General features: G+C 42.2%; 14 protein-coding genes. 7 read left to right on the top strand and 7 right to left on the bottom strand.

Annotated elements, in window-relative coordinates; translation table 11 throughout:
• Positions 1-70 precede the first annotated feature (70 nt).
• Positions 71-2623, top strand: coding sequence for a BamA/TamA family outer membrane protein (locus AC3ITD_RS04205; RefSeq protein WP_489364246.1), 2553 nt, complete (start codon positions 71-73; stop codon positions 2621-2623).
• A 252-nt stretch (positions 2624-2875) separates the two neighbouring features.
• Positions 2876-3007 carry a hypothetical protein gene (locus AC3ITD_RS04200; RefSeq protein WP_489364244.1) on the top strand — a complete coding sequence of 44 codons (132 nt, stop codon included), beginning with the start codon at positions 2876-2878 and terminating at the stop codon, positions 3005-3007.
• Positions 3008-3948: 941 nt separating this feature from the next.
• On the opposite strand, the gene AC3ITD_RS04195 is transcribed toward AC3ITD_RS04200, so the two are convergent.
• From AC3ITD_RS04195 to AC3ITD_RS04185, 3 genes are all read right to left on the bottom strand, one after another.
• On the bottom strand, positions 3949-5751 hold the full coding sequence (locus tag AC3ITD_RS04195) for an amidohydrolase (RefSeq protein WP_489364242.1): 1803 nt from the start codon (positions 5749-5751) through the stop codon (positions 3949-3951).
• 178 nt (positions 5752-5929) lie between these two features.
• Complete coding sequence (locus tag AC3ITD_RS04190) at positions 5930-6784, bottom strand: alpha/beta fold hydrolase (protein ID WP_489364240.1); 855 nt, start codon at positions 6782-6784, stop codon at positions 5930-5932.
• Between the two features lie 704 nt (positions 6785-7488).
• Positions 7489-8076 carry a Crp/Fnr family transcriptional regulator gene (locus AC3ITD_RS04185; RefSeq protein ID WP_489364238.1) on the bottom strand — a complete coding sequence of 196 codons (588 nt, stop codon included), beginning with the start codon at positions 8074-8076 and terminating at the stop codon, positions 7489-7491.
• Positions 8077-8465: 389 nt separating this feature from the next.
• Here AC3ITD_RS04185 and AC3ITD_RS04180 point away from each other — a divergent pair, with 389 nt between their 5' ends.
• The 3 genes from AC3ITD_RS04180 (at position 8466) to AC3ITD_RS04170 (ending at position 13260) form a co-directional block, all read left to right on the top strand.
• The gene (locus tag AC3ITD_RS04180; protein ID WP_489364236.1) at positions 8466-9050 is read left to right on the top strand and encodes an NADPH-dependent F420 reductase; all 585 of its coding nucleotides are present in this window, start codon (positions 8466-8468) and stop codon (positions 9048-9050) included.
• Between the two features lie 1204 nt (positions 9051-10254).
• Positions 10255-11622: an alginate export family protein gene (locus AC3ITD_RS04175; RefSeq protein WP_489364234.1), complete on the top strand. Its 1368-nt coding sequence runs from the start codon at positions 10255-10257 to the stop codon at positions 11620-11622.
• A gap of 27 nt (positions 11623-11649) precedes the next feature.
• Positions 11650-13260 carry a Na+/H+ antiporter gene (locus AC3ITD_RS04170; RefSeq protein WP_489364232.1) on the top strand — a complete coding sequence of 537 codons (1611 nt, stop codon included), beginning with the start codon at positions 11650-11652 and terminating at the stop codon, positions 13258-13260.
• A gap of 428 nt (positions 13261-13688) precedes the next feature.
• Here the strand turns inward: AC3ITD_RS04170 and AC3ITD_RS04165 are convergent, their stop codons facing one another.
• The gene (locus AC3ITD_RS04165; RefSeq protein WP_489364230.1) at positions 13689-14558 is read right to left on the bottom strand and encodes an SDR family oxidoreductase; all 870 of its coding nucleotides are present in this window, start codon (positions 14556-14558) and stop codon (positions 13689-13691) included.
• Positions 14559-14632: 74 nt separating this feature from the next.
• Positions 14633-15202 carry a Crp/Fnr family transcriptional regulator gene (locus AC3ITD_RS04160; RefSeq protein ID WP_489364228.1) on the bottom strand — a complete coding sequence of 190 codons (570 nt, stop codon included), beginning with the start codon at positions 15200-15202 and terminating at the stop codon, positions 14633-14635.
• A gap of 355 nt (positions 15203-15557) precedes the next feature.
• On the opposite strand from AC3ITD_RS04160, the gene AC3ITD_RS04155 reads away from it, so the two are divergent.
• Together AC3ITD_RS04155 and AC3ITD_RS04150 are read left to right on the top strand one after the other, a co-directional pair.
• Positions 15558-16421, top strand: coding sequence for an NmrA family NAD(P)-binding protein (locus AC3ITD_RS04155; RefSeq protein ID WP_489364226.1), 864 nt, complete (start codon positions 15558-15560; stop codon positions 16419-16421).
• Between the two features lie 1071 nt (positions 16422-17492).
• Entirely contained in the window at positions 17493-20237 is a 2745-nt protein-coding gene (locus tag AC3ITD_RS04150) for an MGH1-like glycoside hydrolase domain-containing protein (RefSeq protein WP_489364224.1), read from the top strand.
• Positions 20238-20404: 167 nt separating this feature from the next.
• On the opposite strand, the gene AC3ITD_RS04145 is transcribed toward AC3ITD_RS04150, so the two are convergent.
• Together AC3ITD_RS04145 and AC3ITD_RS04140 are read right to left on the bottom strand one after the other, a co-directional pair.
• The gene (locus tag AC3ITD_RS04145) at positions 20405-20884 is read right to left on the bottom strand and encodes a VOC family protein (RefSeq protein ID WP_489364222.1); all 480 of its coding nucleotides are present in this window, start codon (positions 20882-20884) and stop codon (positions 20405-20407) included.
• A 694-nt stretch (positions 20885-21578) separates the two neighbouring features.
• Complete coding sequence (locus tag AC3ITD_RS04140; RefSeq protein WP_489364220.1) at positions 21579-22610, bottom strand: hypothetical protein; 1032 nt, start codon at positions 22608-22610, stop codon at positions 21579-21581.
• Positions 22611-22720 lie beyond the last annotated feature (110 nt).

The raw sequence follows: 22720 nt of genomic DNA, 5'->3' as shown, positions 1-22720 counted from the left end.
GGCAATAGCTTACCTGAAACCAATACCACTGATTATTAAAACATTACAAACACTTTAATTATTTGACCAAATGAAAAAGAAAATATCTCTGAGTACTTTCCTTGCCCTTGTAGTATTCAGTGGAAATCTTTTAGCGCAAGGCCAAAATTATCTACAAGACAGCATATGGGTCAGTGTGCTTCCGAAATATGACAGCGTATCTAAATTTCACCGATGGGTATTCGGTGAAAACTACAGAAAAGAATACGCTATGAAGGCTAAGCTACCGTTGATATCAATTTCCAGGTTTGCCGGGGGGCTGAAGGTAGTTCAGTTGGGCGGTGGAAATCAGTCAAAATCTTTGAGGCTGATCGATTCAAACGGAAATGAATGGACATTGAGGAGTGTGGAGAAGTTCCCTGAAGTATTGTTGCCGAGAGCTCTCCAGGAAACATTTTTAAGAGATGTTATCAAAGACAATATGTCTGCCCAGCATCCTTTTTCTGCCTTGGTTGTCCCTACCCTTGCTCAGGCAATTGGGACGGCCCACTCCCGCCCTGTGATCGGAGTAGTTGCAGATGACATCAACTTAGGCATACACGCAAAGGAATTTGTCAACACCGTAGCGCTTCTGGAACTGCGGGAACCATGGGGCAAGACGGACAATAGTCAAAAGATGTATAAAAAACTTGTAGAAAACAGTGATAACAAGGTTGATGCCCCCGCGCTGTTACAGCTGAAATGCCTCGATGTATTGATTGGGGATTGGGACAGACACGACGATCAATGGAGGTGGTTACCGCGAAAAGAAGCAAACGGGATTCGTTATATTCCGGTACCGCGTGACCGTGACCAGGTTTTTTTCAGTTCACAAGGAAAAATTCAGCGCTTATCTCAATCTTCCTGGTCTTTACCGATGATGCAGGGCTACGAACGGGGTGTGCAAAATATTAACTGGTTTCTTTGGGAAGGCCGGGAAATCAATAGCCGATGGTTTAATGAAATGGATCTGAGTGTTTGGAATGTTATCGTTCAGGATTTCTGCAAAAAAATGACGGACAGCCTTTTCGAACAGGCGCTGCTGAATCTTCCTGAGCCGGGGTATAGTTTAAGACGTGAAAAACTTCTAAAAGAGCTGAAATCAAGGCGAACCCTCCTACCTGGTTTAATGGAAGAATATTACCGGTTTTTTAACAGGATTATAGATATCGAACTCAGTGACAAAGATGAGTGGGTAAATATAAGGGACACATTGAACGGCAGGTTGGTGGTGGATATAGCCAAGCTAAATAGATCCATGCCGGAAAAAAGGTTTTTTTTCAGGGTTTTAGATCCGGAAGTAACCAAAGAAATCCGAATTTATCTACATCGGGGTGATGACAGGATAGTTATCAACTATAAAAACCCGGGCATTCGTACACGAATTATAGGTGGAGAGGGAGACAAAGTCTATACTGCCGAAATGGTAGGCGCTAAAACAAATTTATATGATCTTCAGGGAAGAAGTATTACTGGTGAAAATGCACACAGGATCCGCAAAACACTGCAAAATGATTCCCTTAACCTCAGTTACCAGCCAAAGGAGATTTACGGCAGACACTACATCCTGCCGAACCTGGGATTTAATAATGACGATGGAATTGCTATAGGTATAATGGGCAAATTTTCCCGTCCAGGGTTCCGAAAGAAGCCGTATTCCAGTGTACATACTGTCTCGGCGTTATACTCTGCGGCAACTCACGCAGTTAATCTGACTTATAGGGGCGAATGGTTAAAAGTTTTGGGGAAAGCTGATTTTGTATTGGACATGAAAATATATGGACCCAGCAATACTCAGAATTTTTTTGGTACAGGAAACCAGACCGTTTACGATAGGGATCGCGAGCTTTCTTATTATAGGGCCCGTTTTGATTTATATGAATTCAGTCCAGGATTGAGATGGCAGAGCAAAGCCTCTTCTTTTTATGCAGGCGGGGCCGTTCAGCTTTATCAATATCATCCAGATGATAATATTGGAAGGCTGGTCAGCAATCCCGCCCTTAGACACTCTTCAGACAGTAGCAACATTGAGGCGACGAAAGCTTTCGCAGGGGTATCACTTGCTTATCAACATAATACCAGGAAGGGCAATATTTTACCTACGGCAGGGATTCTTCTAGACTTAAAGATGAATGCCTATACAGGCCTTAATGTTCACTCAAGATCGCTGATACAAATCTTGTCCGCCTTCTCGATCTATCAAAAAATTGACCGGGGAGGAAACCTTATCCTATCTGACCGGATTGGTGGAGGGGTTACGTTAGGTCAACCAGCCTTTTACCAGTCCCAGTTTCTGGGCGGACAGGGAAATCTGTCTGGCTACAGGCTTTTCCGATTTGCAGGAAACCACAGCCTATACAATAATTTTGAAGCCAGGCTCAGGCTGGGCAGATTTGCAAAATACATTTTCGCAGGTGAAGTTGGTATACTGGGCTTATACGATGTCGGGCGTGTGTGGGCGAGCAACGAAAAATCTAAACTTTTACATCATGGTTTTGGCGCGGGTGTGTATTTATCCCCTGCCTCGATGACGGTCATCCGGTTCAATGCCAATTTTTCAAGAGAAGGCTTTTTTCCCTTGTTAGCAATGGCATGGCGATATTAAATATGAAAGCTGATCTGTTTCATTATCAAAAACCACGTCCGGATCTTTTGCGAATTGTAGATCAACTCAAAAACCCTTTTTATGTGTGTTCAGTTAAACTTTCATAAACATCCGGCATTTCCTGAGCCGCTGAAAATGCCGGGAAATGAATATTGTGAGTATTGCATTCAGCTTGGGGAGCAATGGGAAAGTCTGCTCACCTGCCAGGCATGTGGCATTACGCTCTGTTGTGACTTTTCAACTAACCGGCACATGAGCAATCATGCCCATAATTGCGGTCACGCGGTTGCAATAACGGCAGCGCCCGTTGAAAATTGGGGCTGGTACTACATTGGCAAGCCGGATGTTAAACTGGTTGAATTGATAACAGATGATGCACCTTAGCCCTATATTGATGCCCAGAATGCAATTTGCAGGCGTTGAGTATAAGCACATTAATAGACCGTCCGTATTGTCTCAATTACTTAAAATCAAACTCTATAAGGATATGAATTACAGTTGTCCTAACTGGTTAAATGACTCGTTGACGAAGTTGTCTGCCCCGTCCAATCACCCCTTCGAGATACGTTGCAGCCTGAGAAATGAACTCACTCAACAGTATCTCATCTCTCAGGAACTCGCATCCATACTTGGAGACTGCTCTAATTTGATCGCGGTATACGTAAAGAAAGGTCAATATCTTCGGGAAAGACTGAATTACTACAAATCGGATAAAAGGTACCTCGCTTTGAGAGGATGGGATATATCTACACAATTATTATGTAAAATGAAGCTTATTTGCAATTCCAGTGTATTTGATCTACACTCCGAACAGGCGATGGGGCTGACTGTTGGAGTTATTTCAAGGTTACAAAAGAATGGTTTTTTTGACGTAAGGATTATTGATGAGCGCTTATACAAAGATCTTCAATTGAAATTGAGCCTCTATCACACACATGATCTTGTTCACCTTATCGCTTTAAAAGGGCTTACTGAAGACAAATAAGAAAAGTCTTAACATGACAATCCCAACGCGCTAAAACCTCAATCATTCTACTATTCTCTATTAACATCATAGCAAAGCATGGAACGGTAGCCTTTAGATTAAATACAGGCTACGATTCTGCATTTCTGATGAATAACCCAGTCAGCTCAGTAAAATAAAATTTATTGAGCTGACTTAGTTATTGGACATCTTCGGTCGGGTTATTTAAAGACAGCAGAAGGCTGAGCCTCAAAAGTTGGATTGAACTTTCAAGGCTCAGCCTTCTGCTGTTGAGATTATGGAAAAATATAAGATATACAAATAGAAGACAATCTATCTGGCTAAAGCGCTGCGGCAAAGCTTATTTTTCAAAATGATAACCTCCAAAATATTTTATTGGCGACCATGAAGGAAGCACTTCCCCAAGTTTAGGAGAAAGTTCGCTGTATTTATCGGCGCCATAAACTACTCTCCCACCAACAACGGTTAACACAGACTGAAGATACTGGATCCGGTCATCAGAGACGGAAAAATAATCCTCACTCAAAAGTGCAAAGTCTGCCAGATTGCCCGGAGCGATTCGTCCTTTATCACTTTCCTGGTTTTCAAACCAGGCAGCACCGGTTGTGTAAAGCTTAAGGGCTTCTTCCCTTGTCAGGCGGTTGTCTTCCGCCAGGATCACCTTTCCTGATACCGATCTGCCGGTCACTGCCCAGCTTATGCCTGTCCAGGGATTTGCTGGAGATACGCGAAAGGCATCCGTGGTCAACGATAAAGGAATGCCGCTATTCATCAGTGCCCTGAATCTTGGCGTGTAGAGGGCTTTCTCAATACCATACGTTTTAGCAAAGCCCTCTCCGTGTAAGGCCATTTTATTATCAAGTGCGATACCGCCCCCTAATTTTTTGATTCTGGCAATATTCTCATCACTAATTGTTTCTGCATGTTCTACAGCCCATCGCATTCCATCAAGCGGCGTTGTTTTAACCACTTCTTCAAATGCGTCCATGAAAGGTGTCAAATTCTCGTTATAGGTCATATGGACCCGAAAAGGAATGCGTTTTTGAATTAGTTTACGAGTATATTCCTCAGCATATTTATACATTTTTTCTCTTGGGATAATGATAGCCGGCTTATCAAAATTCTCATGATCATGAACCTCTGGACTGAGCACCTCACCGGTACCCTCATACTCATGGCCGTGTTCCATGTTAGGATTAAGATTTTGCCCGGGGCTAATAGGCGAAATTTTGGTGACACGCTCTATTTCGGTATCTACCCAGCTTTTGTTGGGGTCATATGTAAAACCAAGGTCAACAAAAGGAAAACGGATATTCATTTTATTGGCTTTGATGAGGGTTTCAATTGGCAGATGGCCCTGCGGGTATGGGACCACGCTTGAGTTCTCAATTACGGTGGTGAGGCCGAATCGGTTTAGATCCCGGATCAGGTATTCCATCGAACTGACTTCCTCTTCCGGGGTTGCTGTGGGCAACATTGCATCCAGCGCCACGAACACGAACGTATTTGCGTCGATCACACCTGAATAATTTCCTTTACTGTCTTTGTGAAGAACAGTCCCGGGTTCTGCTTTGAATTTTGGGGTCCCTATTCCAAAAAACTTCATCGCTGGTTTATTCAGCCATAATCTATTGTAAGCATACTGTATCCAAAGCGGTTTGTTTGGCACCGCTTTATTCAACTCTTCAATTGTAGGTTCACGGTTCTCCTTAAACTGATAGGGAGACCAGGCTCCGGTTACTTTTACCCATTGGCCTTCCGGGGTTCTGGCTGCTTGTTCAGTCAGCATTTCCAGGGCGCGTTTTAGTGTCGGCACCCCGTCCCATTTAACCTTTTGCGTGAAGTTCCTTTCATTCAAGGGATGCATATGGGAGTCTTCGAGTCCGGGAATAAGGCGTCTGCCGTCTGCATCAATAAGGCGGGTATGGCTATCTTTGAAGGCAAGAATTTCCGCGTCATTACCAACGGCATAGATCCTACCGCCACTAACAGCTAGCGCGGTAGCCTGAGGCTGCGCAGCGGTAAGGGTGGTGATTTTAGCGTGATAAACAATCAGATCAGCACCGGCTGACGGGTTTTTGGTTTGTGCCATTGATCCTAAACTGATAAACGCTGCAGTGAGCACTGTAATAGTTTTTTTCATAATTAATTTTAAGTTTATATATATGCATTCAGTGTTACCCACGCTTGTCATTGCATCACACGTGGGTTGATTGCGGGCAGCTTTTCCTTTCTTCAAATCGCCCTTTTGTTCATTTCATTGAATTTCACCGTGAAACCTGATGATCACAACCGTTGGGTAGATGATGGCATTCAGGACACTAAGAGCGTATAAATTTTTCCAGTTCCTGATTGAACTTTTCTGATTCTTCAAGAAAAAGCGCATGTCCGCTTTGCTCGAAGGGAATGAGAACTGAACCTCTAATTCCCTGATGCAATTGTTCCCCGAGTTGAAAATTGCAGATCTTATCATAGCGACCGTGAAAAATTACCGTCGGAATATCGATCTCCGATAGCTGTGCCCTCAGATCGGCATCCTTTAAAGCGATAAGACATTGCGTCGCGGCTAACGGCGAGGCTTCCCAGTTGATGGTGCCGAGCCAGGCTGCCATTCCTGATGATATAGATTTCTCGCTTATCCCAAATAGGTTACCAAAATCCTCGTACAACTTAGGCCGGTCAATACGGCTAAGGTCGATCAGCTCCTGGGCATCCTCGCGTGTCAGGTTGAAGGGAAAGTCAGGGCGTACTGTCCAGATGGGTGCCGCCGCACCAAAAAGCGCTAATTTGCTGATGCGCTCATTTTTGTAATGACTGGCAAAGTAAACGGAGATGGCGCCGCCCATTGAGAAGCCGCCAAGCACAGCGTCATTGATCTCCAGTTTTTCCAGTACAACTTTGATATCGGCAGCAAAAACGCCATAGTCATATTTACCGTAGGGTTTACTTGACTTACCAAATCCACGCAAGGTGATCCCCACCACCCTTACACCGCGATCAACGAAATACTGGTATTGGTATTCATACATTGCATCGCTGAGCGGCCAGCCGTGGATCAATACCAATGGTTTTCCCTCACCAATGTCAGTGACATGTAGGCGAACGTTCGGAGCTACTTTTATAAACTCCTTTCTGAAAGAGGGTAATGTTTCTGAATTTTCTTGTTTATCTTGCATATCTTTTGTGTATCATACTTTTGAAATACTGCCCGGGCTAACCAACACCATTACTCCGCGCCCCTAAATATAAAATGGTCGAAAATTTGGATATTGTCTATCAGATTGAGCTGATTCAAAGCCAGGACATTTGGCGTTCTGAAAAAAAACGGATCCCTTGTTACATACCGATGGTTGCCCGGTGCCTGATTCTGGATAAAAATATTCGCGAAAGCCTTGTCAGGGGTGCCCGGATAGCGACACAGTCCAGCTCTACAGCGGCATATAAGGTCTCTGAAGTTGTAATTGCATGTTTCCATATCTTTGAAATTCAATCGTCACAGTTTACAACTGTTTTCAACGAGCGGGCAGTTTGGGCTGTTGAGAACTGTGATAAGCTGCTACACAAATCTCCAAAATGGCAAGGCATGCGAAAGATGATATTTATATAAATAAAAAATAGATAAATATCTACTTCTTTCAATCTATTTTAAAGAATCTAAACCAGAGATGGCTAACCAGCGACGGGGTTCGTCGGATACGTGAAGTTAATTTGAGTATTTCAGGGTCGAGATGCGATTAACATCCAAAATCGTGAGGGTAAAAAAATCCAGATCAATATATGTCCATCTGAAATATCAACTTCAATGATATGTTCAAATACCGGCATGTCCGCTTTACATATACCGAAAAATACTTTTTATGCTGTCATAAGGATTATATACTTATGATTTTGATCTATATCGGCGTTTTACACGGCTTAATGTATCTTTGTTTATACCAAGGTAAGAAGCAAGGATATGCTGAGGAAAGCGAACTGCAAGCTGCGGGTAACACTCAATAAATTCCATATAGCGTTTCTCTGCAGTCAGACTTATTGCAGATGTGAGCCGTCGTTCATTGGCCATGTTGTTACGAGCGTCGAGCTTGGTCATCATTTGGCGAAATGCGGGAATCTTTATTTCCAGTTCCTTTGCGCTATCTAAAGTAAGGTAAAGAAGTTCGCAGCGCTCTAAAGCGTCGATATGGTATCTGCTGGGGGTATTATTCATCCAACTTTCCCGATCCCCCATCCACCAGTCTTCTATACCAAGCCTGACAATATGCTCAATCCCTTTGTCATCTACGGTATACATCCGCATCGCACCCTTGACAATAAATGCGAATTTTTTGCACACATCTCCCACTTGTAAAATATATTGTTTTCTCTTCAATCTCCCCGGCGTGAAGTTCTGCCTTATCAATTCTTTTTCGTCGTCTGTTAAGGGTCTGGAGCTAAATGTCCTCAAATAGTCTATATAAGCATCATGCATATATGCCACATTTTTTTATTAATATCAAAGAGTTTACAAGCGAAGATACGAACAATTACCTATCCCTACTGCGCATGTTCCGGATGTTTAATCAATGTTTTGAATTATGACCGATAAAAAACACCAGACGTTGATGCCTCTAATACTAAAATGCACACTATAGACAAATGTCAACGTAATTTTACTACAAATATCATCTTCTGCATTTTGAATATTAATGATATTCGTTTTAAAGAGAACTGGTAATCACGGATAAAAATTGATGATTATATGATCGAGTAAATCACCACAGGAACCCCGCGAATACCATAGCCGGGCTTGAGCAAAATATGATCTCTGGTTACGTGCAGATGGCACCTCTTTAATTTAAATAAACAAAAACTATATTTATGAAAATCGGATTTATTGGTGCCGGCCATATTGGCAAGGCACTTGCGAAAAAATTTGTAACTGCGGGATATCCTGTTATCCTTTCGAATTCAAGAGGAGTTGAATCTTTAAGACCGCTAATTGAAGAATTAGGAGACCTCGCCTCGGCTGGCACGAGCGAAGAGGCCGCGAATGCAGATCTTGTTGTGCTTGCAGTGATGTGGGATCAAACATTTGGTGCACTTGAGAAGATAAAAAAACAGCTTTCGGGAAAAATAGTCATCGACGCCACAAATAACATGAACAGCAGTCCTTTAGACAAACCGACAAGTATCGTGATTTCTGAATTAATACCAGATAGCACAGTCGTGAAATCTTTTAATACCCTTATTGCGGCAACGCTTGACGCAGATCCGGCAGTGAACAATGGTAAACGTGTGATTTTCTATTCTGGTGATCACCAGCCTGCAAAAGAAACTGTTGGAAAACTCATTACGCAACTGGGGTTTGAAGGAGTTGATTTAGGGGACCTGAAACAAGGCTCACCGATTACAGAATTCGGAAAAGCGGTTTCTGCTTTAAACCTTATTAGTTATCCAAACTAACGTTTATCATCTTCAGTTAGCAGAGAATAAAATAATAGGGTGCGGGTAGGATCTCTAATGTTGCTTGGGCAATGTAGAGATTGGCCCATAATTTCTGGTCTGAGATAGCTCAGGCCAGAAATTTTATTCACTGCACTGAACCTTAAAAATTACAGCAGAATGTTCTGCTTTTAACTGCAGGCAGTTATTCCCAGCATTAGCGCAAGATAAATTGAGGCAGCATCGGCAAGACCTCGTCCGCTGAAAATGCAAAGGATTTTTTATAAAAAACACCAAGATAAATAATTTTGCAATCATCGAAAAAGTAATGTGCTGGGATCGATAGCAGATAATAAGTTGATTACCTTATTGATGTTTGAATAAAGATTGCGGGATTATTGACTATCAGAATTATTTATGCTAGCGATCAGCGATTAGCATATTAACGAATGGCAGATTGATGCATTGCCTTTGTTAAACGAAGTTGATGTTTGCGAAGGCTGATAGCTGTTTTTCGCAAATTGCTTGTCTGTTTCGGGGACAAGGATATCCGGCTGAATCAATGCAATCAGCTACACCATAGCCCAGGCACTTGAACAGGTTATCCAACACGTCTGGATTTTGAGCTGAGCTACAGGAGAAAGGCCAGACCACCGTCAATTCACTTTTTTTGGGAAGTAATCCAAAAACCTATAAGCGTTTTGATTTTTCGCTCAGCGCAGGGACGAAACCTGATAATATCGACAAATGCCTACTATTTTTTTAGCTAAAGATCATCTTCCTTATCCTCGTGGAAAATGAAATTTGTCTTGATTTTATTTCTGCTTAAGCACCCGAAAAGAAGGAAGAATGATTGAGTGCAGGCTGTTAATTTTTACAATCAGATCAATGCAAAAGAAGATCTACTTAAATGGCGATGAATAATCACTACAGTTTACCGGTACCTGATTCGTCTACGGATGCAACGTAATGGAAGCGATGTTCTTCCTGCTGATAAATCCGTATTGATGGATGATTCGGAAGCTGGAAGAGAATTATAGAAGTAGCATCAGTCCATCATAATAAAGGGGTTTCAAACACTGCAGGAAGCTTTGCTGAAAAACGGTCACTGCAGCGAGATTAGACCAGACAATTAAACACTGAATACATTGAGTGATCATATGAGCAAGGAAACCACTGTTAATATCCCTAAGTACCTAATACCATCAAAAAACAATTTTCAAAGATGAGAACAAGATATTTTATAATTTTGCTGTTCTGCTTCTCTTGGCAGTTTTGCGAAGCACAAAACTTCAAACTGATGCGATATGATGAGGACTATTCCCATCTGAAAGATAGCGCCAGAACGTTTTATAACACTTTAAAGTTTATCCCGATATCTGCAAGCGGAAGCACTTTCCTTTCTCTGGGCGGAGAGGCAAGACTCGAAGTGGACAGGGTTCAGAATGAAGACTGGGGGGCAAGGGGCATTGGCAGAAATATCTTTATGCTTCAACGATATAATCTTCACGCGGATCTTCATATTGGAAAAAAGGTTCGGTTTTTTTCACAACTTCGAAGCGGTCTGGAAAACGGACGTAAGAACGGCCCCCGGCCAATTGACGAAGACCAGTTAAATATACAAAATCTCTTTGTAGATGTTACAGCTATCAAAACTTCCGATAAGCTGCTTAATCTGCGCCTGGGCAGACAAGAACTGCAGTATGGAAGTGGCCGCTTAATAGATGTTAGAGAAGGCCCCAACCTGCGAAATTATTTTGACGGAGTTAAACTAGCCTATTCATCACCAAAATTAACGATTGATGGTCTTCTGATGGCAGATGGCAAAACCAGACCCGGTGTAATGGATAATCTCCGGGCTAGGAAGCCAAATTTATGGGGAATTTACAGTACGATATCACCTTTGAAGTTTTTGAATGTAGACCTTTACTATTTGGGCAGCAGACGGGACCAATTCCTATATGATGAAGGATTCAGGCCTGAACGCAGGCACACCTTCGGTACCCGGCTATGGAAGAATAACAAGGGGCTAATTTATAATTTTGAAATCGGCGTACAGCGAGGGGAATTTGGCGTCGACCGGATTAAGGCCTGGGGTGGGTCTTCCGAACTGGGTTACCGGTTTGGGTCGGTCAAGGGGTTTCCGACGCTGAAGTTAAGAAGTGACTTTATTTCAGGCGATGATGAAAAGGGTGATGGAAAACTGGGAACTTTTAGTCCGCTTTATCCTAACGGAGGATATTTCGGGATGAACCCGCAGGCCGGACCGGCTAACTTGCTGTCTCTGCATCCAAGCCTGGCCTGGAGCCCACTAACAGATATTGTGGTCACCATGGAACTCGTTATGGCATGGCGCGAGTCTGCAAATGACGGCATTTATCGTCCTGATGGCTCGCTTAACCTTTCCTCATCGGGATCCGAGGAAAAGTATATCGGGACCACCTACCTGACCAGTCTTTCCTGGGGTGTGAACAGATATCTTAATGTTAACGTAGGAGTACAGTATTTTAGAACCGGAAGCTTCTTAAATGATGTAATTCCCGGACACAAGGATGGATTCTTTGCGACCACTGTCGTAGGATTCAAATTTTAACTTCACCTGCGATAATCGATTTCCCCCATGCATGAAAAACTGCTTTTAATTCTTGGACTGCTTTTTATGGTTCTGATGTTGGTTATGCTTGCACGAAAACTAGGTGTGGCATATCCGATTTTCCTTGTGATTGCTGGTTTGGCGATTGGTCTTATCCCTGGTATGCCCATACTCAAGCTTGATCCGGATATCATTTTTTTAATATTTCTGCCGCCTTTATTATACGAGGCTGCCTGGTATACCTCCTGGAAGGAATTTATAAAATGGAAATACCCAATTGCACTACTGGCATTCGGACTTGTATTTTTAACTTCCCTTGTTGTCGCTTTTGCCGCAGGATCGATCATTCCCGGCTTTACCCTTAGCCTTGGTTTTTTACTGGGTGGCATCATTTCTCCACCTGACGCAGTTGCTGCAACTACTGTGCTCAAAGGACTCAAAGTACCCCATAGAACGGTGACCATATTGGAAGGAGAAAGTTTAGTGAATGATGCCTCATCATTAATTGTATTCCGTTTTGCACTTGCCGCTATACTCACAGGAACATTTTCCCTTCAGCAGGCCGTTGGACAATTTTTTCTGGTTTCACTGATGGGTGTAGGTATTGGTTTGGCAGGTGCACACCTTATGTATGCTATTCACCGTTTTTTACCGACAACTCCCGCCATTGATGCCGCTTTAACGGTTATGACCCCGTATATCTTGTTTTTGTCGGCGGAACATTTTCATTATTCTGGGGTGATGGCGGTAGTAAGCGGGGGTTTGTTCATGTCATTCAGAGCACACGAGGTTTTTAAAACGGGCAGTACCAGGATGAATATGGTTGCAGTATGGCATACCCTGATATTCGTCATGAATGCTCTTGTTTTTATCCTCATTGGACTGGAGTTGCCAGAAATTATCCTGGGGCTGGGAGACATCTCCATCGCCCAGGCCATCATGTACGGTGTTTACGTCAGTATAATCGCAATTCTTGTCAGGATGTTATGGGTTTATTCAGCAAGCTACATTCCCCGCTGGATCAGTAAAAAATTCCGCGAGAGACCTGTACCCGATTGGAGGCACCTGCTGATTATTGGCTGGGCAGGCATGCGTGGGGTGGTATCTTTGTCCACGGCGCTATCCATTCCAGTTCTATTGAAAACAGGAGAGGCTTTTCCGAACCGGTCGCTTATCATTTTCATCACTTTCACATTGATATTCATAACCCTGGTATTTCAGGGTTTAACATTACCATTGATGATCAAAGCTACCAAAATCAGCGAAATAGACCCTATACTTCCCGATCATGAGCAACATGCAGGAATAAGGCTCCGGCTGGACATCATATCCCTTCACCAGCTTAATGTAAAACATGAGCATGCTTTAAGGAATAATAACCTGATCAAAATATTTGCTGAAAAGTTAAAAGGCGATATCGAGGGACATCAGAAGTTTCTAACCTCGAGCGAAGTATGCACAGGAAGGGCTCATGAGCGGGAGGAGTTCCAGCTGATCATGGCAAATATATATGAGCTGCAACGGCTGGAGATAGCCAGAATGAAAAGAGAAAAAACCTTTACAGATGAAGCACTCCGGAATGCAGAACAGCTGTTGGATATAAATGACCTTAAATTATCCAAGACAATGTATAAGTAACTGGTTACTGTGGGATCTAAATGGATTGTTGTTTTTTAACCTTTTATTTGAATTCTTCCTATCAGTCATCAACGATTGAATAGCTTTTGTTTCCAAGGTGCTTTACTCCAAAAAAAATGAGCAGGTAAGCTTCCCGGATAATTACATGAATCACTTATCGGAACAACGTGGGTCTCACGGACATGATCTATCCAGAATCTGATTCTAATTTCAATTATAAAGGCGCGGACCTTATTTAAGATTAGTGAAGCCTATAAAAAAAATAGCCAGATATTTATTCCTGTAACGAAGCGGGTATCTGGCTATATTCAAGATTTGAAAACATTGTTTCCTTTGCAATCTGTCGAGAGGCTAATTTTAAATCTGAAAAGACTTGCCCGACCTTTTTTGGCGGCCTTGGCCAGCCGGTGGCTTTCGTTGAATATGTTTTATTTCGGCTCGATGAGTTCACCCAAACCAAAGGCGGTCAATACATTTGCATATTCAGCTTCTACCGCACTGTTAGCTGCCTGGACTATATGACCGGTTGCCCTATCAACGTTTGTTCTCAACGGTCTCTGTCCTTTTGGCAAGTTAACCAACTTAACTATCGCATCTGCAACCTCCTGGGGGTTGGGGTCAGTAGCTTCGAACATTTTTCCAATTGCTGCGCCCATTTTATTTGGAAAATCAGCAAGCGTTTTATATTCATCAGCCACCGATGCATCGGAACCAAACTGTACTTTCTGGGACATTTCTGTCGGAAAGGCCCCTGGCTGGATAATTGCTACATCCACGCCCAGGTGACGTACTTCATAATGCAATCCTTCACTAAGTGCTTCCAAAGCAAATTTTGAGGCGGCATAGATGGCTGAAAATGGAGCTGAAAATCGCCCCCACCCACTCGATATATTGATAATTAATCCATCCGACTGTTTACGCATGTAAGGCAGGGTCAACTTCATTAATCTCCATGGCGCTACAGCATTTACCTCAAGCATACGCTGTAGATCCTCCGCGGTGGCACTTTCCGCTACCCCAAACATACCTGCACCTGCATTATTTACCAAAACGTCGATTCTACCTTCATTTTTTATGACTGTATCCACAGCATTTTTCACACTTTCTTCATCGGTTAAGGATACATCAAGTACGGTTACATTTTCTATCTGCTCCAGTTCCCTTTTTTTATCGGCGTTTTTGCCTTTGGTGTCTCTTATTGTCGCATAAACGGTATGCCCCGACTCTGCTAACGATTTAGTCGCAAGCCATCCGAATCCACTATTTGTTCCGGTAATTAAAACAATTTTCTTTTCCATATCAAAAATTTATTTGTGTTCACAAAGATTGGCATCAAATGAAAAAGAACATTTACCATTTGGTAAAAAGTAATCTACCGGATTGTTTTTCTTATTCTGCTAAATGATTGTTGGGTTATCCCTAGATAGGAAGCAATATAAGAAAGCGGGACACGGTTAACCAGGCCTGGAAACTGTTCAATAAATGACTTATAACGTGTTGTGGCATTTTCTGAAACAAGGGGGCTTCTTCGCTCTATGGTCTTGAGCAGACAGTGTTTCAAAATGAGAACAGTGATGTTGTGCCAGCCAACAATTGTATTTCCGATCTCATCCCAGTCTTTCTTTGAAAAAACAAGCAATTTACAATCTGTAACGGCTTGTATATACTCAGAAGCAACTACTTCTGCTTCAAACCTCTGCTGGTCTGAGACGAAATTATTTTCATCAATAAAGTATTGGGTGATATCTTCCCCTTTATTGTTGTAATAACAAAAGCGAACCACACCTTCAAGAATAAACCCAACAAATCTAGGGATCTTTCCGGCTTCCGAAAAATATTCATCTTTAGAAAGTTCAATGGTTTTTGCCTTACTGATGATGAGATCTATTTGTTGTTTGTTTAGATTTCCAAATTTCAATATGTAATCAATAAATTCTTTCATGGGCTTAAATTTCGTCTTTATTTGGTGCTATTTTTTTACCATATGGTAAAAAAATCGGAAAAAGGCTGCTTCCTTGATAGAAACCCCTTTGTAAACAGGTGACTAAACAAATCCCGCCTTCTTAGATTAAAACCCGGTAATGGAGTCATGAAGAAACAACTTCCTGGTAAAGATAAAAATTCGATAAAAGGTATATTATCAGGGTGTTGTCAAAAATTTACAACATATCTGAAAATTCCTGTTCTATGAAGTGATCTCTATTTTATTTATTAAATTTAAATGGCGAATAAAGATCAGAATGGGACTGGTGCAGCATAAGCTGTAAGAAAGCGAATGATAAATTAAAATTATAAGTATGCTATTAATCACTGGAGCTACGGGCCGTTTAGGCACAATAGTAATCACAGAACTTTTAAAAAATATCGATCCTTCAGAAATAGCGATCTATACCAGGGAAGAAAAGAAGGCACAAAAGTGGAAAGATTCAGGCCTTACTGTCCGGGTTGGAGATTTCAGCGATCATGACAATCTTAAAAGAGCCTATCAGGGAATAGACCGTCTACTTCTTATTCCCATTGCAACACCAAATGCTTTTAGCGAGCATAAAAATGTAATAGATACAGCTGTCGAGCACGGAGTAAGGCATTTATGGTTTGCGGGGCAGGCATTCAATCACCACATTAAAGATAGTAAATTGGGATCAGTTGGTAACAGCTATATCCTTACCGAGGATTATATCAAAAAGAGCGGACTTGAATATACTATTTTTCAGAACGGGCTATATGCCGATACGATTCCGCTTTTTATTGGTCAGCAACTTCCAATAAATGGAATAAACTTCCCTGGTGGGCAGGGCAGGTCTTCATTTGTAACAAGAGAAGATGTGGGAGAAGCAATGGCTAAAATCATGCTTCAAAAAAATAAAGGCAACGTCACCTATATGCTCAGCGGAGCAGAATCCTATTCGTTTATAGATATTGCGAATTTCTTAAGTGATCTCTCCGGGCATGAAATACCTTTTATCAATGCTGATCAGGAGTTTTTCGAGACTACATTGCAAAGAAATGGAAAAGAGGAAGATGGAATTTCATTCAGGTCACTATATGCAAAGGCTATAGAGAATGGGGAATTTGAGGTTTGTGATGGTACGATTGAAAAAGTATTAGCCAGGAAACCAACTTCACTGGAGGAATATCTTAAAGATACTTATCTTCCCTAGCGAATATCATGTCGACGCGCTGCAATTATAAAGCGTCTCCACTACAGCAGTATACAATTGTGTTTAATTTTCAACGCTATTGATGCAAGGGTATGTTGATCAGACACGAATCAGATAGCCTGATTATAAAGTTTAACCCAGGTAATCCGGCCCTACTCTTCAGCCGAAATTCCTCTGGGTTCATTCCCTTTTTTCTTAAAATTTTATTGAGGCGGCTATCCTCATTAAAACAGGATTCTTCCACAATCTCGACCAAAGGCTTATGGTTGCTGGAGAAGCGTTATTCAATCCATGTCTGCCTGTATTGAGGAGGTAAAAACTAGTCAACCCAAAATGATTCAAAATAACGAAGTTTTGAATCATTTTTCGATCATGGACTGCTTGGCAAATTGAAAAAAAGTGATTTCCAGCGCTTGCTATCCCCTATTGCTCCAATATTTACACAGGGGTAATCTCTACTCTACAGCTGACCGGCCAGATAACTCAACGTATAATTGATATATTTATGCCATGTTGAATGAGCTACCGAAAAACAATTGATTACCTGGAATAGACCACACTGAGATCGATCTTTGTTGTGCGCTAAAGGTATCGGTGTGGTTTGTGTGGGTTAGTTACCAGGAATATATTAATATCGCAGATAAATTAAAACATCTCAGCCATCTCTGAAACCCAGAAGAAGTATTCGAAGACCAGCTGTGCTGAGAAGGATCCATTTTCGGTCATGAACGGATCGGATAAGAAAAACTGGCCACTAATTACCGAACTGCCTGAAATGAAAGGTCCTCTGAAAAGATGCCTCATGATTTCAGAACGTAAGTATTTCCCAACACATAGTGGTGAAAACAATGCTTGGCAGAAGGAAGAGACAAGCCTACTGAGCCTGCATGGCATGATTGAATTCACAGATTGATCAAGAAGGGTGTTGAATTCATACGGCGCACTGGTTGGAAGCGTAATGAGTTAGGCTTCGGGGGAAATGTGTTTTTTTAGGGTCCACGAAGTCATCCTTTTTAGAAAAAAAACAAGGCCCGGGCTACTAAAGCCGTGGTTCAAGGATAAAGTTATCGTATGAAATCTATATTTTTATTTTTACTCGCAGGAATCTTTTTACAAGTTCAGCAGACCTGCGGACAACAGGATGTAAAATATCCAGTGCTGGAATCTCTCAACCGATCCCATGACATACACCTTGGAGACTGGGGACCCTATTCAAAAAAATATGCTGGCATATCCCATATTCCGGATATCACATCGGGCATGCGCTTTGATTTCTTTGTCGCACCGGGCTATTACCGCAATAAGGTTCTGATTCCAAATGTGAATTTTGAATCCGGATACTTTCCCTGGAATGCTGATTCAAGGTTAGGCATATATAGCTACCGTTATCAACTGGAATGGAAAGACCAGGTATATGTAGAGGTCAGGTATCAGGTGCTGGATAAAAACAGAGTTCTGGCTAACATAAAATGCGTAAACAAAACCCAGCTTCCACAAAGCGTCGCCCTTAACTTACTTGGCAATATAAATTACCCTGATCTTTGGCCTAGGCAGAAACTCAAAAAACCTGTGGAAAGCTATTGGGTAAATGCAGTAGACTACAAAAATATATATTATACTGATTCACAGCCCAAGGACAATCTGGTTACTGATGGATTAATGGGCGGGGAGATGAGAAGTGAAGCATTCATCGATGGTTCAGCTCTTGGAAAAAGATTTGTTCAAACCATAGGAAATCAGGTGACCTATCCTATCCCCGCTCAAATAAAGAAAGGATTTGTAAGGATATTTTTTACTGGTGCACCTGGGGCGATCGCAAGATTAGTTGCTTCGGGAAGCAAAAAGGAAATCCTGCTGAAAGGCACTGGGAAGATAAATTCCATAGCGCTAGCTTTCGAGGCTGCAACAGGTTCTGTCCTGGACCTGAAATCGCTTAAAGGTGAAGGCATTGAAATTAATGGTATGTTATTCTCCGAGCACGAAAGCGCTGATTTCTTACTGGTAGATAACGACAAATCGGTCATTCCGGAAATAAAGGCCATGCCCAAAAAGCGTCAGGTTATTTTAAAATACCGAGATGTAGCAGGGTATTATGGCATCACCTGGGAGGATGCACCGTTTAAGATCCGTGAAATCCGCAACGATGAACTGGATGTTTATTTTCGCAAGGTCGTGCATAACCATGTAGATAGTATTCTCCGGGGGAACAGCCTGGGGCATTACGAAAATATTTTCATCAGACCTATTGTTTTAGCACCTGAAACCGAAAAAAACCTCCGTTGTCTGATCACCTATCAGCCCGATTTTAGGGGCACTGAAATAAGCCTTGACAAGCTAGGTTTAATAAAATCCGATGCGGATGTGGACAGTTCAGCTTCTTCCTATCTCCCATCTGGAAATCAGTACGTCTTTAGCCAGAACATGATTCAGGCTGCATTGCAGCATAACATAGTCTATCCCATTTACACCCAAAGAAAATACATTCGTCATTATACCCCGGGTAAATGGTGGAACAGCCTTTATACCTGGGATTCGGGATTCATAGCGATGGGATTAAACGAGTCAGATATCGACCGCGCAATAGAATGTATTAACGCTTATACGACGGAAGTGGGAAGTCAGTCCGCATTCATTCATCATGGCTCTCCTGTACCTGTTCAGGTTTACGCTTTTTTGGATTTACTGAACAAAACGCAGTCTGTACAACTTAGAGATTATTTTTATCCGAGGCTCAAGCAGTACTATCTTTTTCTTGCAGGGAGGCTTGGCAGTTCATCGACCAATAAGTTTAAATCCGGAATGCTGGCTACCTGGGATTATTTTTATAATTCTGGCGGATGGGATGATTACCCTGCGCAGATGGGCGTGCATGCGCAAAGGCTCGAATCTTCGGTAGCGCCCGTTATTACAACAGCCCATTGCATTCGCTTTGCAAAAATACTGCGTATGGTAGCAAAAATGACCGGACATACGGCTGATATTAAACGATATGACAAAGACATTAAAACGTTCTCTGAGGGTCTCCAGATATATAGCTGGAATGAAACCAGTGGCTATTTCAGCTATGTCAAACATAACAGCTCAGGTATGCCGACAGGATCCTTCAGAGATCGGGACGGTAGCGAGTTCAATATGGGCATGGATGGTGCCTACCCGATCATCGCCGGAATCTGCAGCCCTAAGCAGCAGTCTGTTTTGATCGAAAAACTTTTCTCCTCTAACCATATGTGGACAGACTATGGTATGGGCGTGGTAGATCAATCAGCGCCGTATTATCTTAAAGATGGGTACTGGAACGGGGCGGTGTGGATGCCACACCAGTGGTTTATATGGAAAACTATGCTTGATTTGGGCCGGCCTGAACTTGCTATGAAAATTGTACAGACCGGACTGGAGGTATTTAAAAAGGAAACGGACAACTCCTATTATACGTTCGAACACTATCTATCTCAAAGCGGACGTGGCGCAGGGTGGCACCAGTTTTCAGGTCTTTCCACACCCCTTATCAGCTGGTACAACGCTGCTTATAAAATAGGAGCGGTCACTACCGGATTTGAAATCGTCATAAGGAAAAGCGTTTTCAACAAAGCATTTTCCAGTTACCAGGCGCAGATTAGTTTTGATGATTCTACTCCTGCGCATATACGCAGCTTATTGGTGTGCCTAAATCCTGCCTATAAATATCAGGCCTTTTTCAACAGTAAACCGGTAAAAGTTATCCATCCTTATCCCGGACATCTGCAGGTTAGCCTTCCTGCTACCAATATATCCGGAACACTTGTGATTCTTACTAAAAAGCAAAAGATCTCCAAATAATGGGCTGATGAGTTTGAAAACGGATATACCGGATGGTGGGAACTTCACGGCGTGAAACGGGAAGATCGAAAACTAGCGGGATCTCGCAACTTTGATGCTTGCGCTGCAGCGAGCAGACCTCATTAAAGGGATAAAACCCAAGTGCATGGCCTGACAAACCACCAAAACTAAAACTCAAGTAAACTTTCCAGGTCAAGGGGCTTACTGTACATATTGACTTTACCGTGGCTGTCCAACCACATCTCCCGTGGACGATCCCAATAGAGCTCAACACCATTTTTGTCGGGATCGTCTAAGTAAATTGCTTCTGATACGCCATGGTCTGAAGCACCTGTAATCGGGTACTTCGCTTTTATTATTTTACGGAAAATATCTGCCAGATCTTTTCTCTGAGGATAAAGGATAGCGGTATGATACAAACCAGGGGCGTTTAGTGGTGCAGGACCGCTGGCTTTGCTGTGCCAGGTATTTAATCCGATATGATGATGGTAACCCCCTGCGGAAATGAACGCAGCTTCCTCGCCATAGGTATTTACGAGTTCGAAGCCCAATAGGCCGCAATAGAACTCAAGGGATCGTTGTAAGTTACTGACTTTTAAATGTACATGACCTATACGGGTCTGAGGTGGTATCTTGTAATTGTCCATGAGTAATATATAAGTTTTAGCTATCTGATTTTATTTGCATAATAGTTGTCCACGTCGCTGAACGTAACAAAGTTCAATTATCCGGAAAAAGTTTAAGATGATGTAGGTCGAAAAACAACGTAGACTAAAATCTATTATTATTTCTAATTCAACTATTACCTTCAACGTATGGTCTTATTGATCAGCTATTAAAACCTCTTTCGACATGTTGCATCAAAAACGATTATAAATCGGTCCTTCTTAAAGCTGAAATCGTACGGTTGACTTCGTTGCTTAAATTCTAACAAAGACTCTATGTCAGGAAATCTGCCATTTGCTTAGTCTGCTGAGGGCATTAAAGCATCCGGAACTTTCCGTACATCATTAAAGATAAAAATGCACATAAAGGGGTCAATCTCGAAGATTGCCAATATTAGCATTTATAATCTCCTTCAATGACAGGATTTTCAAGGGGCAAAGGAAAAAGTTTTTATCAGGCGGATCAAGGAATAAAAAAAAGGGCTTGAAGTTACGATAAGCACGTTAAATCAAATGATCTGCAGACTACCCCGTTGATCGTCTGGGCTGGGATTGATCAAACCAACACTACTGCAGGCCGTTGAATTAGCATAAATACAGTAGCGTTGGATTGAATTTTTAGACCGTTACCGGGTTATGGGCACTTTAGTGCAGCACATATAAAACATAAATAGCATTATTTTTTGATGATATCGGTTAATGCCTGGTCAAAGAGTTTTGCAAACCTGCCGGCTGATAAAATATTAGGGTATTTATGGCTGTCTTTGGCGAGGTTATGTCCCCACTGCGTGGCCGCTTTGCGCTGATCAGGGGTACCGTGATGCGAATCAACTGTAAAATCGCAATCACCGGTATTAAAAAATACCTCAGCTACCTGTTGCACATCCTTTAGCTTCATTGCTGCTCCCCGGGCGTGAGATAAAAAATAGGCGGCATATGCATCTGCCATCAATTCGATCCGTCGCGATGTTTTCGGAACGAGTTTCATTCCTGTTTTCAGAATCCCCAAATCATATTGAAGTTGGTGCCCAAACTCATGGGCCAAAATTGCCTGCGGTGCATTTTCTCCATACCCAAGAACGTCGAATCCCTTCAATAGTCCGTCCCCGATAATTATTTTGGCGGGAATCGGGCCAACATTGGCAACAGTTGTATCAGGGATTGCAAATTGATTAAAAGTAAAAGCGGGGTGATCTCCTTTAACAAACTGCGGATAGGTTTTAAATAAAATCGCTATCGAATCGGCGTATTGATTGGCTTTACTATCGGTGTAGCCGAATACCTGCTTATACATTTTTAAAACTTTGCTCCTGTCCTGCATCATCGAACCGTGAGCGGCAACGTTGATAACTTTTATCGAAGGGGTATTCCAAAAGCGTTTCAGTTCTACAGATGTTTTATTGACCTGGTTGGTATATTCTCCATCCACTCCAAAATACTGGCTATCGGGATTATTTTCAAAATGTATGGCATAAAAATTAGCCATGTTCGACATTTGGAGCTCCTCACTTGCGGCGATCAGTGCAGGTTCCTTTCCCCATTTCACAAATTGCTCAAAAAGCCAGAGGCGTAGAGGGGGTGTAGTGCAGGGACCCGGTTCGACTTCAGCTAAATCAGGGACAGTGGGCTGTTCAGCTGTTTTTCTGCATCCGTAAAATAAAATAAAACAGGTTGCAACGGTTGCAGTAAGGATTTTTACTTTTTTCATAAGGCAATGGTTATTTATAAGGGTTATTGAAATACATAAGCCTGGAGAGGTTGATGGCTATTCGACATTAAAAACGAATTTCAAAAGCCTGTCCCGTGGTCATGTGATTT

The sequence above is a fragment of the Pedobacter sp. KH_004 genome (assembly GCF_057840755.1).
The sequence above is the reverse complement of the archived record's forward strand: the minus strand, read 5'-3'. Positions and strand labels throughout refer to the sequence as shown.

Bases quoted from the DNA above. Each gene is read 5' to 3' on its own strand.
- AC3ITD_RS04205 (WP_489364246.1), top strand. From the start codon at position 71: ATGAAAAAGAAAATATCTCTGAGTACTTTCCTTGCCCTTGTAGTATTC.
- AC3ITD_RS04200 (WP_489364244.1), top strand. From the start codon at position 2,876: ATGAGCAATCATGCCCATAATTGCGGTCACGCGGTTGCAATAACGGCA.
- AC3ITD_RS04195 (WP_489364242.1), bottom strand. From the start codon at position 5,751: ATGAAAAAAACTATTACAGTGCTCACTGCAGCGTTTATCAGTTTAGGA.
- AC3ITD_RS04190 (WP_489364240.1), bottom strand. From the start codon at position 6,784: ATGCAAGATAAACAAGAAAATTCAGAAACATTACCCTCTTTCAGAAAG.
- AC3ITD_RS04185 (WP_489364238.1), bottom strand. From the start codon at position 8,076: ATGCATGATGCTTATATAGACTATTTGAGGACATTTAGCTCCAGACCC.
- AC3ITD_RS04180 (WP_489364236.1), top strand. From the start codon at position 8,466: ATGAAAATCGGATTTATTGGTGCCGGCCATATTGGCAAGGCACTTGCG.
- AC3ITD_RS04175 (WP_489364234.1), top strand. From the start codon at position 10,255: ATGAGAACAAGATATTTTATAATTTTGCTGTTCTGCTTCTCTTGGCAG.
- AC3ITD_RS04170 (WP_489364232.1), top strand. From the start codon at position 11,650: ATGCATGAAAAACTGCTTTTAATTCTTGGACTGCTTTTTATGGTTCTG.
- AC3ITD_RS04165 (WP_489364230.1), bottom strand. From the start codon at position 14,558: ATGGAAAAGAAAATTGTTTTAATTACCGGAACAAATAGTGGATTCGGA.
- AC3ITD_RS04160 (WP_489364228.1), bottom strand. From the start codon at position 15,202: ATGAAAGAATTTATTGATTACATATTGAAATTTGGAAATCTAAACAAA.
- AC3ITD_RS04155 (WP_489364226.1), top strand. From the start codon at position 15,558: ATGCTATTAATCACTGGAGCTACGGGCCGTTTAGGCACAATAGTAATC.
- AC3ITD_RS04150 (WP_489364224.1), top strand. From the start codon at position 17,493: ATGAAATCTATATTTTTATTTTTACTCGCAGGAATCTTTTTACAAGTT.
- AC3ITD_RS04145 (WP_489364222.1), bottom strand. From the start codon at position 20,884: ATGGACAATTACAAGATACCACCTCAGACCCGTATAGGTCATGTACAT.
- AC3ITD_RS04140 (WP_489364220.1), bottom strand. From the start codon at position 22,610: ATGAAAAAAGTAAAAATCCTTACTGCAACCGTTGCAACCTGTTTTATT.